Here is a 15874-nt window from a genome sequence, read left to right on the forward strand (position 1 = left end):
CGGTTAAGCTACCTACTTCTGGTAAAACCCGCTCCCATGGTGTGACGGGCGGTGTGTACAAGACCCGGGAACGTATTCACCGCGACATGCTGATCCGCGATTACTAGCGATTCCAACTTCATGCAGTCGAGTTGCAGACTACAATCCGGACTACGATACACTTTCTGCGATTAGCTCCCCCTCGCGGGTTGGCGGCGCTCTGTATGTACCATTGTATGACGTGTGAAGCCCTACCCATAAGGGCCATGAGGACTTGACGTCATCCCCACCTTCCTCCGGTTTGTCACCGGCAGTCTCATTAGAGTGCCCTTTCGTAGCAACTAATGACAAGGGTTGCGCTCGTTGCGGGACTTAACCCAACATCTCACGACACGAGCTGACGACAGCCATGCAGCACCTGTGTACTGGTTCTCTTTCGAGCACTCCCCAATCTCTCGGGGATTCCAGCCATGTCAAGGGTAGGTAAGGTTTTTCGCGTTGCATCGAATTAATCCACATCATCCACCGCTTGTGCGGGTCCCCGTCAATTCCTTTGAGTTTTAATCTTGCGACCGTACTCCCCAGGCGGTCTACTTCACGCGTTAGCTGCGTTACCAAGTCAATTAAGACCCGACAACTAGTAGACATCGTTTAGGGCGTGGACTACCAGGGTATCTAATCCTGTTTGCTCCCCACGCTTTCGTGCATGAGCGTCAATCTTGACCCAGGGGGCTGCCTTCGCCATCGGTGTTCCTCCACATATCTACGCATTTCACTGCTACACGTGGAATTCTACCCCCCTCTGCCAGATTCTAGCCTTGCAGTCTCCAATGCAATTCCCAGGTTGAGCCCGGGGATTTCACATCAGACTTACAAAACCGCCTGCGCACGCTTTACGCCCAGTAATTCCGATTAACGCTTGCACCCTACGTATTACCGCGGCTGCTGGCACGTAGTTAGCCGGTGCTTATTCTTCAGGTACCGTCATTAGCAAGAGATATTAGCTCTCACCGTTTCTTCCCTGACAAAAGAGCTTTACAACCCGAAGGCCTTCTTCACTCACGCGGCATTGCTGGATCAGGCTTTCGCCCATTGTCCAAAATTCCCCACTGCTGCCTCCCGTAGGAGTCTGGACCGTGTCTCAGTTCCAGTGTGGCTGGTCGTCCTCTCAGACCAGCTACTGATCGATGCCTTGGTAGGCTTTTACCCTACCAACTAGCTAATCAGATATCGGCCGCTCCACGAGCATGAGGTCTTGCGATCCCCCACTTTCATCCGTAGATCGTATGCGGTATTAGCGTAACTTTCGCTACGTTATCCCCCACTCCAGGGTACGTTCCGATATATTACTCACCCGTTCGCCACTCGCCACCAGAGCAAGCTCCGTGCTGCCGTTCGACTTGCATGTGTAAGGCATGCCGCCAGCGTTCAATCTGAGCCAGGATCAAACTCTTCAGTTTAATCTCTGTTACTTTGCCGTTTTACCGGCACCGTTCGCCACCAGAGCAAGCTCCGTGCTGCCGTTCGACTTGCATGTGTAAGGCATGCCGCCAGCGTTCAATCTGAGCCAGGATCAAACTCTTCAGTTTAATCTCTGTTACTTTGCCGTTTTACCGGCACCGTCATTGCTGACGGGTCGCTCACTCGAAAAACTGACAGGCTGTTTCTTGCGAAACATCCTATTCATTTACTTCTTGTGAACATTTGATATTTTAAGTTTKACGCTGCTTGCGCAACGCTGCACTTACATCAAATGCCCACACTTATCGACTGTTAATTGTTAAAGAACTGTATTCGGCGCTACTTTCGCGCTATTGACAAAGCGTTGTGTTTGTCAGCTGCGAAGAAGGAAGAGTATGAAGCGTTTCGGCTAATTCGTCAACCTTCTTTTTCTCGCTTCACGCTGCATTTGCATGCGCCGTTCAGCGAGGGGGCGAATTATAGCCCTGCNAACTGACAGGCTGTTTCTTGCGAAACATCCTATTCATTTACTTCTTGTGAACATTTGATATTTTAAGTTTGACGCTGCTTGCGCAACGCTGCACTTACATCAAATGCCCACACTTATCGACTGTTAATTGTTAAAGAACTGTATTCGGCGCTACTTTCGCGCTATCGACAAAGCGTTGTGTTTGTCAGCTGCGAAGAAGGAAGAGTATGCAGCGTTTCGGCTAATTCGTCAACCTTCTTTTTTCTCACTTCACGCTGCACTTGCATGCGCCGTTCAGCGAGGGGGCGAATTATAGCCCTGCTCCGCGCGGCCCGCAAGCGCTATTTTGCCGCGCTCACCGCCCAGCAAGCATTGTCTTCACTTCAAGCGCCTTTTTGTGCAGCCTGTCGCAATCGGCTGGCGTAGTTCGTGGTCTTTAGGCACAGTGGCAATATCAGACTCTGACGCTACGCAACAAGGGGTTAAACTTGCCCGCTGCGTCGATTAAACTTTAGTACTTGAAAGTGCCCCCTCATGCTTCCGATTTCCAGCCTGCCCCAATTGTTGAAAACCATTCTCGCTTGGTTGCAACGGGCATTCGACGCGACGACGACCTGGGTCACCCAGCTGTCTTGGTGGAAATTCTTCCTGTTCGCTGCGCTGGCTCTGATCGCCGGTTCCATTTTGCAAGATGAACTGTTCTCGTCCAGCCCGGACGAAGAAGTGGTCATCAAGTCGCATAAACGCAGCAGCAAGGGCTCGGGGGAAACCAATATCCTGATCGACGATACGGGCATCCATTTCAATCCCCGCAACGGCAAGAACCGGCGCAGCAGCGCGGCCGAGGCGGCCAGCGATCCAGCCGAGGCCGCCGAGGCGGACACAAAAGCCAGCGCCGTGCCGCCGGAACCGCCTCAGCCACCGGCCGCCCCTGCCAAGCCCAACTATCCGGTGACCACCAATGCCTCGGGCGAAGAAGTCCATATCGAATTGCCGCCGCAAATCGGCGAAGAGCTGTCGAATGCCATCGAAGAAGCGGTCGATGATGCGGCGGAACAAAAAGTGTCGCGCTACCACCAGCAAGCCTCGACCTGGTTCAAGAGCTTTGTCTCCTTGCTGGTGTTGGCCCTGTTCGCCATGAAAGCCTTGGTCGGCGGCAAGAAGCGGGCCGAAGCGGAAACCGTCACCGCGAATGAGGCGGCCGAGCGCGAATCCATGCAGCGCCAGCTCAGCGAAGCGAAGATGCAGATGATGCAGGCGCAAGTCGAGCCGCACTTCCTGTTCAACACGCTGGCTTCCGTCGAACACCTGATCCAGGTCGATCCGCCGCGCGCGGCCAAGATGCAGCGCAGCCTGATCCAGTATCTGCGCGCCGTGCTGCCGCAAATGCGCGACAACGCACTGATTACCAACCTGGGCCGTGAAGCGGACATGGTGCAAGCGTACTTGAACCTGCTGAAAATGCGGATGGAAGAGCGCCTGACCGTCGACTTCCAGATTCCCGACGGCCTGCGCAGCGCCGCCTTCCCGCCCATGATGCTGCAATCGATGGTGGAAAATGCCATCAAGCACGGCCTGGAAGTCAAGCCGGAAGGCGGCACCCTGCGCATCGTGGCCGAAGTGGCGCACAGCAAGCTGCGTGTGACGGTCACCGACGACGGCCTGGGCTTTGGCGTGGTGCCCAGCGATGGCACGGGACTGGGTTTGCCCACCATACGCGAACGCCTGAAGCTGCTGCATGGCGACGAGGGCAGCCTGACGATTACGCCAAATCAACCGTCCGGCGTGTGCGCCGTGATCGAAGTGCCATATCAATTGTCCAAGTAAGACAGAGTAGTTGATAAAAACGCTAAATCATTGAATAATCAATCTTCGCCTGTTCACACTTGAGACCTATGCCTACCGCTATTATTGCCGACGACGAAAGACTGATGCGCGACCAGCTACGCCTGCGCCTGGGCCAGGCCTGGCCTGAACTGGAAATCATCGGCGAAGCCAAGAATGGCGATGAGGCGATCGAACTGGTGGAACAACTCAAGCCCGATTTTGCCTTCCTCGATATCCGCATGCCGGGCAAGACGGGCATGGAGGCGGCGCAAGTAATAGGCAGCAAGACGCATATCGTCTTCGTCACGGCCTATGACAGTCACGCCGTCGAAGCCTTCGAGCGGGGCGCCGTCGATTACGTGCTCAAGCCGCCCGAGCATGAGCGTCTGCTGGTGACGGTGGAGCGCCTGAAAACACACTTGAACAAGCCGGTCCTGGACGTCAATAGCAGCGTCACTGCCATGCTGTCGCAACTGGCGGAAAAAATCACGGCCAAGCCCACCTACCTGCAATGGATACAGGCCAGCATCGGCCAGGACTTGCGCATGATCCCCGTGGAAGAGATCCTGTTCTTCCGTTCTGACGAGAAATACACGTGCGTGCAGACAGCCAAGTATGAGGCGCTGATCCGCAAGCCCGTGCGCGACTTGGCCGAAGAGCTCGACCCTTCGCTGTTCTGGCAAATCCACCGCGCCACCCTGGTCAACGTGAATGCCATCGAAGGTGTGACGCGCGACATCCGCGGCCGTCACTTGGTGCTCATCAAAGGCAAGTCCGACAAGCTCGAAGTGAGCCGCAGCTTCTTGCACCTGTTCAAGCAAATGTAAGATTCCGCCGCCGCCCGGCCCAGGCCGGCGCGGCACACCACTCTCTTCTGCCCCCTTCCTGCGCCACATCAAGCCGCGCCGCGCCAGCAGGCATAGGCTAAGATAAAGTCCTGTCCGCTATCCCTGTCTTGCCTGCCTTAGTCCACGTTCGCAAGGAGAAGCCCCATGCCCGACCGAGGCAGTCCCGCACTGCTGCGTATCTTGCCGCTGGGTATGGCGGCAGCGCTTTTGCTGTGCCTGTTTCCTCCACTGAAAGCCCGCCGGCAGCAGCAGGCGCGCGGACAAGCCATCATCGACAGCGCCAGCGACGCCATCATCAGCATCGACAGCCAGCAAATCATCCTGCATGCGAACGCGGCAGCGGCCAGACTGTTCGACGACACGCCGGCTGGCATGCGCGGCATGCGCCTGGGTCACTACATCCTGCGGGACTTGCGCACCCTCGGCGGCCTGGGCAAGCACGATGGCGAGCCGCCGTTTGGCGATATCAGCCAGGAACTGCGCCTGACGGGCCGGCGCGCCACCGATTACACCCTGACGGGACGGCGCAGCGATGGCGTCATGTTTCCCCTCGAAGGATCGCTCTCGGCCATGCAGGAAGACGGCCATAGCGTATTTACCATCATCGTGCGCGACATTACGGCGCGTCAGCAAATGCATGAACAGCTGGCCCGTTCCTTTTCGCAATTGCGTGAATTGTCGAGCGCGCTGCAAACCATCCGCGAAGAAGAGCGCAAGCATATCGCGCGCGAACTGCATGATGACCTGGGGCAATTATTGGCCACCTTGCGCGTCGACCTGACCCTGGTGCGCCAGCACACGGACACCACCGCGCCCCTGCAAGCCTTGCTGCACAGCATGGACGGCTTGCTGGTGACGGCCATTACCTCGCTGCGGCGCATCGCCAGCAACCTGCGCCCGCGCGCGCTCGATGAGGGGGGATTGTATTTTGCACTGCAAAAACTGCGCCACGACTTCCTGTTGCGCCGCGCCATCCATTTCGACTTGCTGGCCGACGAGGCCGACCTCGTGCTCGACGATGCGCGCAGCACGGCCATCTACCGCATCGTGCAAGAAGCACTGACGAATATCGCGCGCCATGCCGAGGCCAGCCACATCACCATCGCCCTGCACCGCATCGACTCCTCGCTGGCGATCACTATCCAGGATGACGGCCGCGGCATTGCCGAACGCGACCTGGAAAAAGCCACGGCACTAGGGCTGCTGGGCATGCGCGAGCGGGTCTGGGGCTTGAACGGCAGCATCCATATCGGCGCCGATAGCGAGCTGGGCGGCACACGCATCGACATCTCGCTGCCCATGCAGGCCAAGGCGGCAGCCGCGTCGATGCAATAAAAAAGGCGCCCGCAGGCGCCTTTGCTTCGTCACATCGAATGATGCTTAGAATTTGTGTGCCAGACCGATCTGGTACGAGGTCAGCGACTTGACGCGCTCGCGGCCAGCGTAAGCGTACACGTCGGTGCGCTTCGACAGGTGGTAGTCATAGCCGACGCCGAATTCCTTGATGGTGTCCTGATCCTTGACCTTGTTGTTGCTTTGCTCTTGCTTGCCATACGACACTTTGGCATCGCCGCCGCCCACCGTGTAGTTCAGGCCGATCAAGTAGGACTTGAATTCGCCCGTGGTGGCAACCTTGGTGTCGCCTTTCGAGTAGGCGGCCGTGATCTTGGCCGGGCCAAATTTATAACCGCCACCGATGGACCACAGGTCAGGCTTGGCTGCCGTTGCCGTGGCTTGCACGGCTTTTTCGTAGCCGGCGTGCAGGCTGATCGGGCCATTGTCGTAGGTTGCCAGGCCGATCACACCCGCGTCAGCGCTGTTGACTTCGCTCAGCACGTATTGCAGGCTGCCCACGAAACCGTCAAAGCTTGGGCTGTTGTAGGTCACGGCATTATTGACGCGCGACGAGCCGACGCCCGAACGCAGCAAGGTTTCATTGTTCTTGCCGACGACGCCGTAGGTGTTGAATGGGTCGACGCGGGCGATGGTGCCATCGACCAGATTCTTGGTGCGGCCCAGGATGGCGGTACCAAACGCGCCTTTCAAGCCCACGTACGCTTGACGGTCGAACAACACGCCTTTTTGCGCGCCGGTGTCGGCCAGGAATTCACTTTCCAGGTTGAAAATCGCGGACAGGCCGCCACCCAAATCTTCCGTACCCTTGAAACCGAGGCGCGACGCATTGTTCTCGCGTTGTACCGTCGGCTGGCCAGTGGTCTTGGCAATACCGAGGTCAACCAGGCCGTACACGGTGACGTTCGATTGTGCTTGTGCCGTAGCTGCTGCGAAGGTGCCGATGATCAATGCTGCCAGAGTAATTTTTTTCACTTGAGATTCTCTACATTAGGTTGGACAAGAATGGTGCTGCTTAGCTGCTGAACCGAATCATGCCCATCAAATACTTCAACAATATGACATAGACAAGATGTTGCTTTTTAGCACAACACCGTGTTACCTAAAAACAACAGGCGAAAAAAAACCGCCCGAAGGCGGTTCATGCTGCAGCAACAGTGCCGGTCAGGCGTAGCTCGGATTAGCGTAGCGTAATCCGACAACATTGTCGGCACACCACATCAAAAGGCCAGCCTTACTTCAGACGGCAGCTCAGCAGCCAGTAATATTCCAGGCGCTTCATGCGGATTTCGCGGGCCGAGTGGGCAAACTTCTTGCGCAGGTGGCTATCCGATGGGAAATTCTTCAGCACTTCATAGCGCTCGCCCGCCTCCGTCGTGCGGAACTGGTGGGTATTGCCTTCCAGGTCGGTGCGCGCGATCACGGTGCTGCTGCCATCGACATAGGAATTGTCGATCAGTACCAGCAGGATGTCCTTGCCCAGCTTCGTGCGCAATTGCTTCAGGTATTTGTCCTGGTCTTCGCGCTTGACGTGCGACCACCAGAAGCCGGCGAACACAGCCGTGAACTTGCCCAGCATGTCGTCGGGCAAGTTGAACGCGTCGAGCTTGGCGAAGGTGACGTTGTCGAGCAAACCGCGTGCCTGGGCCAGCGCCAGCATTTCATCGTTGATATCGGTGGCCAGCACGGACTCGGCCGACTCGGCGACCACTTCCGTCCAGTAGCCGGTGCCGCAAGCCAGTTCCAGCACGGTATGGCCTTCCAGCACGTCAGCGACCTTGTCGCGCAACACTTCCAGGTCTTCCTGGCGTTCGGGCTTGTCATAGACGCGCTCGTACTGCTGCGCGATGGTGGCGTAATATTTGGCAAGCTGATCGGTAATCATTGTTTCTTCTCTTCTTAAATAATCTTGGCCAGGCACCTCGCCCGGCCGGTTTCCTGCATGGTTATAGTTCGTAGTGCTCTTTATCACCGCTCATCGCCTGCTCGATGAGCTTGCGGTTCAGGGTCGGCGTCAGCAACTCGATAAAGGTATAGATATAGCTGCGCAAATACGCGCCCTGCTTGACGGCCACGCGCGACACATTCATGCCGAACAGGTGGCCGACAGGGATGGCGCGCAAGCCTTTGTCGCGCTCGGCATCGAAGGCCATACCCGCTATGATACCAATCCCCATGCCCAACTCGACATAAGTCTTGATGACGTCGGCATCGATGGCCTCGAGCAAGATGTCCGGCTTCAGGCCGCGCAGCACGAAAGCGTGGTCGATCTTGTTGCGTCCGGCGAACGCGCTGTCATAGGTAATCAGCGGGAAGGCGGCGATTTCTTCCAGGGTCACGGACTTCGATTTGAGCAGCGGATGGTCGAGCGGCACCACCACCACGTGCTCCCATTGATAGCATGGCAAGGTGATCAGGCCATCGATGGCGGCGATCGATTCCGTGGCGATGGCCAGGTCGGCCTGGTCGCGCTGCACCATTTCGGCGATCTGGCGCGGATTACCTTGCAACAAAGATAGTCTGACCTTGGGAAACTTCAGCATGAAGGCTTGCACTACCTTGGGCAAGGTGTAGCGCGCCTGCGTATGCGTGGTGGCAATGGTGAAGCTGCCACTGTCCTGCGCCGCGAATTCCTTGCCGATGCGCTTCATGCTGTCGATTTCCTGCATGATCAGCTCGACGGACTCCAGCACCAGGCGGCCCGGCTCCGTCAAGCCGCGGATGCGCTTGCCGTGGCGCGTGAAAATATCCACGCCCAACTCCTCTTCCAGTTCGATAATGGCTTTCGATACGCCTGGTTGCGACGTAAACAAGGCCTTGGCGGCGTCCGTCAGGTTGTAGTTCTGCCGGACCGCTTCGCGCACGAAGCGCAGTTGATGGAGATTCATTGCTGGTTTGCCCTAGATTGCCGTGATTTGCCGAGTTTCCGCCCCACCCATGATTTTGCATGCATGCATATACGCATATCGCATATAAGCAAATGCGTACTTAGTAGTTTGGAATAAACACTAAGTTTATTACTATTGCGGGTACTTTGGGGGTGCAAGCATGACTTTGTCTTATATAGTCTCAGGATTTGCCGTAGGATTACTCGTAGGAATGACCGGCGTGGGCGGCGGCTCGCTGATGACGCCGCTGTTAACCCTGCTGTTTGGCGTGCCGCCTTCCGTGGCCGTGGGTACCGACCTGGCCTTCGCCTCGATCACCAAGAGCGCCGGCACGCTGACGCACCGCCTGCGCGGCACCGTACGCTGGGATATCGTCAAGCGCCTGTGCATCGGCGCCCTGCCCGCCGCCGTCATCGCGACCCTGGCGCTCAAATCGTTCGGCACCCTGTCGCCGGAAATCGGCCAGATCATCCGCTACTCGATCGCCGCCTCCGTGCTGCTGACCGTCGTGGCGCTGATCTTCAAGGGCCGCATGCTGGCCTGGATCAATGCCCACCCTGAGAAACAATTGCAAGGCAACAAGCTTGCCGCCGCGACCATCATTGCCGGCGCCGTGCTGGGCGTGCTGGTGACGGTCTCGTCGATCGGCGCCGGCGCCATCGGCGCGACCTTGCTGGTGATGCTGTATCCACGCATGAGCTCAGCTGAAGTGGCGGGCACCGATATCGCCTACGCCGTGCCCCTGACGGCCATCGCCGCCCTGGGTCACTGGTGGCTCGGCTCCATCCACTGGGAATTGCTGGCGTCCTTGCTGGTCGGCTCCTTGCCCGGCATCACGCTCGGTTCCTGGGTCGCCCGTTCGGTGCCGGAAAAGTTTTTACGAGTGCTGCTGGCGATGACCTTGACCGGCGTGGCAGTAAAGCTAATCTATTAAGTGGCAAGAGCAGTATCAAGAACATAATCCCAGGCAATCTTCCAGCACCCCGGCTTTTTTAGGAATTGATATGTACCATTACGATCAGTACGACCACCTCATCATCAAAGAACGCATCGCCCAGTACCGAGACCAGGTTGCGCGCCGTATCGCCAATGAACTGACGGAAGAGGAATTCATTCCGCTGCGCCTGCAAAACGGCCTGTATATGCAACGCCACGCCTACATGCTGCGCATCGCCGTGCCCTACGGCTTGCTGTCGTCGAAGCAGATGCGCATGTTCGCGCACATCGCGCGCAAGTACGACCGCGGCTATGGTCACTTCACCACGCGCCAGAACATTCAGTTCAACTGGATCGAACTGGAACAGACGCCCGATATCCTGACGGACCTCGCTTCCGTGGAAATGCACGCGATCCAGACGTCGGGCAACTGTATCCGCAATACAACATCGGACCCGTTCGCCGGCGTCGCGGCCGATGAAATCATCGATCCGCGCCCGTACGCGGAAGTGCTGCGCCAGTGGAGCACCTTCCACCCCGAGTTCATCGCCTTGCCGCGCAAATTCAAGGTCGCCATCAATGGCGCCGAGGAAGACCGTGCCGCCATCGCCGTGCACGACATCGGCTTGACGGCTGTGCGCAACGCCGCTGGTGAAGTGGGCTTCAAAGTAATGGCCGGCGGCGGCATGGGCCGCACGCCGATCCTGGGCAGCGTCGTGCGCGACTTCCTGCCATGGCAGCATTTGCTGACGTACATCCAGGCGATCATGCGCGTGTACAACTTGCACGGCCGCCGCGACAACAAATACAAGGCGCGCATCAAGATCCTGTTGAAAGCCATCGGCGTGGAAGAATTCACGCGCCAGGTGGAAGCGGAGTGGGTCGACTTGAAGGACGGTCCGGAAACCCTGACGGCCGAGGAAATGCAGCGCGTGGCGGACTTCTTCAATCCGCCCGCCTACCTTGCCCTGCCGGAACTCGACTACCAGGCCGAGCACGCGGACAACAAGGCGTACGTGAACTGGCTGGCGCGCAACGTCAAGCCGCACCAGCGTCCCGGCTACGTGGCCGTGGTGCTGTCATTGAAGAAAACGGGCGTGCCGCCAGGCGACGCGACGGCCGAGCAGATCGACTTCGTGGCCGATCTGGCCGACCGCTACAGCTTTGGCGAACTGCGCGTGACGCACGAGCAAAATCTGGTGCTGGCCGACGTGGAACAGTCGAAACTGTTCGCACTGTGGCAGGAAGCCAAGGCGCACGGCCTGGCCACGCCGAACATCGGCTTGCTGACGGACATGATCTGCTGCCCCGGCGGCGACTTCTGCTCGCTGGCGAACGCCAAGTCGCTGCCGATCGCGGCCGCCATTGCCGAGCGCTTCGACAGCATCGACTTCCAGCACGACATCGGCGAGATCGAACTGAATATTTCCGGCTGCATTAATGCCTGCGGCCACCATCACGTGGGCAGCATCGGCATCCTCGGCGTCGACAAGGATGGCAGCGAATGGTATCAAGTGTCGATCGGCGGCGCGCAAGGCAACAACGCCGCCATCGGCAAGATCATCGGACCATCGTTCTCTTCCCTGCAGATGCCTGAAGTCATCGGCCGCCTGCTGCACGTCTATGTGCGCGACCGCCATGAAGGTGAGCGCTTCGTCGACACGGCCCAGCGCCTGGGCCTGGCACCGTTCAAGGAACACGTATATGCAACGCCGATCACGGTCGGCAACCTGGTGGGAGAAGACGAATATGTTTGAAGTACGCGAAGAGATCATCAAGAACGCCGCCGTGGTGCCGAATACCTGGGGCTTGCTGCGCCTCGATGAGACCGACACGCCGGAAACGGTCGTCGTGCCTGCGGGCAAGGTCATCGTGCCGCTGGCGGTATGGCAAGCCCAGCGCGAAACCCTGGCGGCGCGTCTGCCCGAGATCGGCGTGTGGCTGGCCAGCGATGAGCGCCCGGAAGAGCTGGCCGACGACGTGGCGCAACTGCCCGTCATCGGCGTGGACTTCCCGAAATTCACGGATGGCCGCGGCTATTCCATCGCGTTCAATTTGCGCGCCCGCCTGGGTTTCCGGGGTGAATTGCGCGCCATCGGCGACGTGCTGCGCGACCAGCTGTTTTCCATGCACCGCGTCGGCTTCGATGCCTATGCAACGCGTCCGGACCGCAGCATCCATGACGCTCTGAAAGGTTTGTCGGTCTTTTCGGAAACCTACCAGGCGTCGTGGGACCAGAAATCGCCGCTGTTCCGCCGCCACCACCGCGAAGGCCAGAATCCTGACCTCGACAACGCGGCCGGCATCTGAGGACCCATCATGAGCGATCTGACTTCTTTGATTCACGCCACCGAGCAAACGCTGACACGCATCGCCGCGGATTTTTCGCCGGCCGTGTTCGCGTCCAGCCTGGCAGCCGAAGACATGGTGCTGACCGACATGATTCTCAAGGCAAAGCTGCCCATCGGCATCTTCTCCCTGGAGACAGGCCGGCTGCACCAGGAAACCCTGGCCGTGCTCGACAAGGTCAAGGCCCGCTATGGCCACGCTATCACCCTGTACCGCCCGCAGCCGGAGCTTGTCGCCGCCTACGTGGAACAGAATGGCCTGAACGCCTTCTACGACAGCGTCGAGATGCGCCGCGAATGCTGCCGCATCCGCAAGGTCGAACCGCTGGGCCGCGCCCTGGCCGGCAACAAGGCCTGGATCACGGGACAGCGCCGCGCCCAGTCCACCACGCGCGCCGAATTGCACGTGCAGGAAGAGGACGCGGCGCACGCGATGACGAAGTTCAATCCGCTGGCCGACTGGTCCGAGCAGGATGTGTGGGACTATATCCGTGCCAACGACGTGCCCTACAACGCGCTGCACGACCAGGGCTACCCGTCGATCGGCTGCGAACCATGCACGCGGGCCGTCCAGCCGGGCGAAGATGTGCGCGCCGGACGCTGGTGGTGGGAAAACCCCGATTCCAAGGAATGCGGCCTGCACATGGTGGACGGCAAACTGATACGCATCAAATCCGTGGCAGCCTGAACAGACACACAGAACAAGAAAGCACCCTATATGAGCAATATTTTGAACCAGCGTCACCTCGACAGCCTTGAATCGGAAGCCATCCACATCATGCGCGAAGTGGCGGCCGAATCGGCCAACCCCGCCCTGCTGTTTTCCGGCGGCAAGGATTCCGTCGTCCTGCTGCGCCTGGCCGAGAAAGCCTTCCGCCCAGGCAAGTTCCCGTTTCCCCTCGTGCATATCGACACGGGCCACAACTTCCCGGAAGTCATCACTTTCCGTGATAAAAAGGTGGCGGAACTGGGCGAACGCCTGATCGTCGGCTCCGTGGAAGACTCGATCAAGCGCGGCACCGTGCGCCTGCGCAACCCGGCCACGGATTCGCGCAACGCGGCCCAAGCCGTGACCTTGCTGGAAACCATCGCCGAACATGGATTTGACGCCTGCATCGGCGGCGCCCGCCGCGATGAAGAAAAGGCCCGCGCCAAGGAACGCATCTTTTCCTTCCGCGACGAATTCGGCGCCTGGGACCCGAAGGCCCAGCGTCCGGAACTGTGGGACTTGTATAACACCCGCGTGCATCCGGGCGAGAACATGCGCGTCTTCCCCATCTCGAACTGGACGGAGCTGGACGTGTGGCAATACATCGCCCGCGAGCAGCTGGAATTGCCGCCGATCTATTTCGCGCACGAGCGCCAGGTGATCCCGCGCAACGGTTTGCTGGTGCCGCTGACGGATCTGACGCCGCCACGCGAAGGCGAAACGGTGGAAACGCAAGTCGTGCGCTTCCGCACGGTGGGCGACATCTCGTGCACCTGCCCCGTCTCGTCCGACGCGGCGACGGTCGACGCCATCATCGCCGAGACGGCAATCACGCAAATCACGGAGCGGGGCGCCACCCGCATGGATGACCAGACTTCCGAAGCCTCGATGGAAAAACGCAAGAAAGCAGGGTATTTCTAATGAACGCAGCAATCTCCAGCACCACTCTCACCGACAGCGTTGAACGCGGCATGTTGCGGTTTATTACGGCCGGTTCCGTCGATGACGGCAAGAGCACCCTGATCGGCCGCTTGCTGTTCGACAGCAAGGGCATCTTCGCCGACCAGCTCGACGCCATGTCGCGCTCCAAGCACAAGCGCACGGTGGGCGACACGGTCGACCTGTCGCTGCTGACGGATGGCCTGGAAGCGGAACGCGAGCAAGGCATCACCATCGACGTGGCCTACCGTTACTTTGCCACGCCGAAACGCAAGTTCATCATCGCCGACACGCCGGGCCACGAGCAGTACACGCGCAACATGGTCACGGGGGCGTCCACGGCCGACGCCGTCATCATTTTGATCGACGTGTCGAAAGTCAAACTCGGCGACGACGGCAGCGTGGAACTGCTGATCCAGACCAAGCGCCATTCGACGATTGCCCATTTGCTGCAGATCGAGCACGTGGTCGTGGCCGTCAACAAGATGGACCTCGTCGACTACGATGAAACGGTCTACAAGCGCATCGTCGCCGCCTACCGCGAATTCGCCCAGTCGCTGGGACTGAAGGACATCACGCCGATCCCCCTGTCCGCCTTGACGGGCGACAATGTCGTCGAGCGCGGCGACAAGCTGGGCTGGTACACGGGCCCCACCCTGATCGAGCTGCTGGAGTCCTTGTCCGTCTACGACGAATCGCACGACACGCCCTTCCGCTTCCCGGTGCAGCTGGTGGCGCGCCACAACGGCCACGAAGCGAACGACTTCCGCGGCTACATGGGCCGCATCGAGGCAGGCAAGGTCAGCATCGGCGACACCCTGGTGGTGCAGCCATCGGGCCAGACGGCAACGGTAAAAGATATCGTCACCCTCGACGGCTCGCTGCCAACGGCCGTGGTGGGCCAGTCCGTGACCCTGCTGCTCAATGAATACCTGGACATTTCGCGCGGCGACTTGCTGGCGAGCAGCGAGCGCCCCGCCACCCTGCTGAAACAGGTGGTGGCCGACGTGTGCTGGCTGTCGGAAGACGCGCTCGACCTGCGCCGCAAGTACTGGATCAAGCACGGCACCAAGCAGACGGCGGCCAAGGTGACGGCGGTCGAATCGATCCTCGACATCAATACGCAGCAGCGCCATCCTGCCGAAGGCTTGAAGCTCAACGACATCGCCCGCATCAGCCTGAACGTGCAGCAGGCGCTGGCGGCCGATGCCTATGCCGATATCCGCGCCACGGGGGCATTCATCCTCATCGATGAAGTCACCCACCAGACCGTCGCCGCGGGCATGGTTCGGCTGTAACCCGCGTCTCGACTGAGGAAGGCAAGCATGAACAACTCCACATCTCTCCCCGGCAAGGTCTACCTGATCGGCGCCGGCCCCGGTGCGCAAGACCTGATGACCTTGCGCGGCGCCCGTCTGCTGGCACAGGCCGACGTCGTGCTGCACGACGCGCTGGTCACCGAAGAGATGCTGGAGCTGTGTCCCCAGGCGCAAAAAATCCTGGTCGGCAAGCGCTGCGGCCAGTTGTCGACGGCGCAGGCGTTCATCAACAAGCAGCTGGTCGACAATGCGCGCAAGCACGCCGTCGTGGTGCGCCTGAAAGGGGGCGACCCCATGCTGTTCGGCCGTGCCGACGAGGAATTGCGGGCGCTGGAAGAAGCGGGCATCGCCGTCGAAGTGGTGCCCGGCATTACCACGGCGCTGGCGGCGGCAGCCGCAACACAGCAGCCGCTGACCAAGCGGGGGGTGTCGCGCAGCGTGGCCTTTTTCACATCCAGCACGGCGCCGGGCGAACCGGAGCAGACGCGCATTCCCGACTGCGACACCCTGGTGCAATACATGGGTGGCCGCGAAGCCATCGCCACGGCGCGGCGCCTGCTGGCCCAGGGCCGCCGTGCCGACACTGCGGTGGTGGTGATTGAAAACTGCAGCCGCCCGGAGCAGCGCATCGCGCGCCTGACCTTGGGTGCCCTGGCACACGGCCTGGGCGACACCCACGGCCCCGTGCTGGTGATGCTGGGCGACGCCATGGCCGCGCGCACGCATCAGTCCATCGAAGAAACGGCCGCCATTCTGGCGCGCCATGCTTGAATAAACACACCGTATTTTACCGACTTT

Annotated in this window: 13 protein-coding genes and 1 rRNA gene; 10 read left to right on the top strand and 4 right to left on the bottom strand. The window is 59.6% G+C overall.

Annotated features, from left to right (window positions below; translation table 11 throughout):
• Positions 1 to 1439 (bottom strand): 16S ribosomal RNA (locus CBW66_RS08545); the annotation flags it as partial.
• A 1004-nt stretch (positions 1440 to 2443) separates the two neighbouring features.
• On the opposite strand from CBW66_RS08545, the gene CBW66_RS08550 reads away from it, so the two are divergent.
• From CBW66_RS08550 to CBW66_RS08560, 3 genes are all read left to right on the top strand, one after another.
• The gene (locus tag CBW66_RS08550; RefSeq protein ID WP_086138733.1) at positions 2444 to 3736 is read left to right on the top strand and encodes a sensor histidine kinase; all 1293 of its coding nucleotides are present in this window, start codon (positions 2444 to 2446) and stop codon (positions 3734 to 3736) included.
• A gap of 68 nt (positions 3737 to 3804) precedes the next feature.
• Positions 3805 to 4563 carry a LytTR family DNA-binding domain-containing protein gene (locus CBW66_RS08555; protein ID WP_086138734.1) on the top strand — a complete coding sequence of 253 codons (759 nt, stop codon included), beginning with the start codon at positions 3805 to 3807 and terminating at the stop codon, positions 4561 to 4563.
• A 165-nt stretch (positions 4564 to 4728) separates the two neighbouring features.
• Complete coding sequence (locus tag CBW66_RS08560) at positions 4729 to 5919, top strand: PAS domain-containing sensor histidine kinase (protein WP_086138735.1); 1191 nt, start codon at positions 4729 to 4731, stop codon at positions 5917 to 5919.
• A 45-nt stretch (positions 5920 to 5964) separates the two neighbouring features.
• On the opposite strand, the gene CBW66_RS08565 is transcribed toward CBW66_RS08560, so the two are convergent.
• The 3 genes from CBW66_RS08565 to CBW66_RS08575 all read right to left on the bottom strand — a co-directional run bounded on the left by CBW66_RS08565 (position 5965) and on the right by CBW66_RS08575 (position 8825).
• Positions 5965 to 6912 carry a porin gene (locus CBW66_RS08565; RefSeq protein ID WP_086138736.1) on the bottom strand — a complete coding sequence of 316 codons (948 nt, stop codon included), beginning with the start codon at positions 6910 to 6912 and terminating at the stop codon, positions 5965 to 5967.
• A gap of 259 nt (positions 6913 to 7171) precedes the next feature.
• A complete protein-coding gene (locus CBW66_RS08570; protein ID WP_086138737.1) occupies positions 7172 to 7822 on the bottom strand; it encodes a class I SAM-dependent methyltransferase in 651 nt (216 codons plus the stop codon).
• A 61-nt stretch (positions 7823 to 7883) separates the two neighbouring features.
• Positions 7884 to 8825, bottom strand: coding sequence for a CysB family HTH-type transcriptional regulator (locus CBW66_RS08575; RefSeq protein WP_086138738.1), 942 nt, complete (start codon positions 8823 to 8825; stop codon positions 7884 to 7886).
• Positions 8826 to 8985: 160 nt separating this feature from the next.
• Here CBW66_RS08575 and CBW66_RS08580 point away from each other — a divergent pair, with 160 nt between their 5' ends.
• The 7 genes from CBW66_RS08580 (at position 8986) to cobA (ending at position 15847) form a co-directional block, all read left to right on the top strand.
• Positions 8986 to 9759 (top strand): sulfite exporter TauE/SafE family protein, encoded by a 774-nt coding sequence (locus CBW66_RS08580; protein WP_086138739.1) that lies wholly within the window; start codon positions 8986 to 8988, stop codon positions 9757 to 9759.
• 70 nt (positions 9760 to 9829) lie between these two features.
• A complete protein-coding gene (locus tag CBW66_RS08585; protein ID WP_086138740.1) occupies positions 9830 to 11518 on the top strand; it encodes a nitrite/sulfite reductase in 1689 nt (562 codons plus the stop codon).
• The gene (locus CBW66_RS08590; protein ID WP_086138741.1) at positions 11511 to 12071 is read left to right on the top strand and encodes a DUF934 domain-containing protein; all 561 of its coding nucleotides are present in this window, start codon (positions 11511 to 11513) and stop codon (positions 12069 to 12071) included. The genes CBW66_RS08585 and CBW66_RS08590 overlap by 8 nt, the downstream gene beginning before the upstream one ends.
• 9 nt (positions 12072 to 12080) lie before the next feature.
• Complete coding sequence (locus CBW66_RS08595; protein ID WP_086138742.1) at positions 12081 to 12797, top strand: phosphoadenylyl-sulfate reductase; 717 nt, start codon at positions 12081 to 12083, stop codon at positions 12795 to 12797.
• 30 nt (positions 12798 to 12827) lie between these two features.
• A complete protein-coding gene (gene cysD / locus CBW66_RS08600) occupies positions 12828 to 13739 on the top strand; it encodes a sulfate adenylyltransferase subunit CysD (RefSeq protein WP_034782216.1) in 912 nt (303 codons plus the stop codon).
• Entirely contained in the window at positions 13739 to 15055 is a 1317-nt protein-coding gene (locus tag CBW66_RS08605) for a sulfate adenylyltransferase subunit 1 (RefSeq protein WP_086138743.1), read from the top strand. Before cysD ends, CBW66_RS08605 begins: the two co-directional genes overlap by 1 nt.
• 27 nt (positions 15056 to 15082) lie before the next feature.
• Positions 15083 to 15847, top strand: a complete 765-nt coding sequence (gene cobA / locus CBW66_RS08610; RefSeq protein ID WP_086138744.1) for a uroporphyrinogen-III C-methyltransferase — start codon at positions 15083 to 15085, stop codon at positions 15845 to 15847.
• The last annotated feature ends 27 nt before the right edge of the window (positions 15848 to 15874 follow it).

Origin of the sequence: Janthinobacterium sp. GW456P (genome assembly GCF_002127655.1) — a bacterium.
Taxonomy (GTDB): Bacteria; Pseudomonadota; Gammaproteobacteria; order Burkholderiales; family Burkholderiaceae_D; genus Janthinobacterium.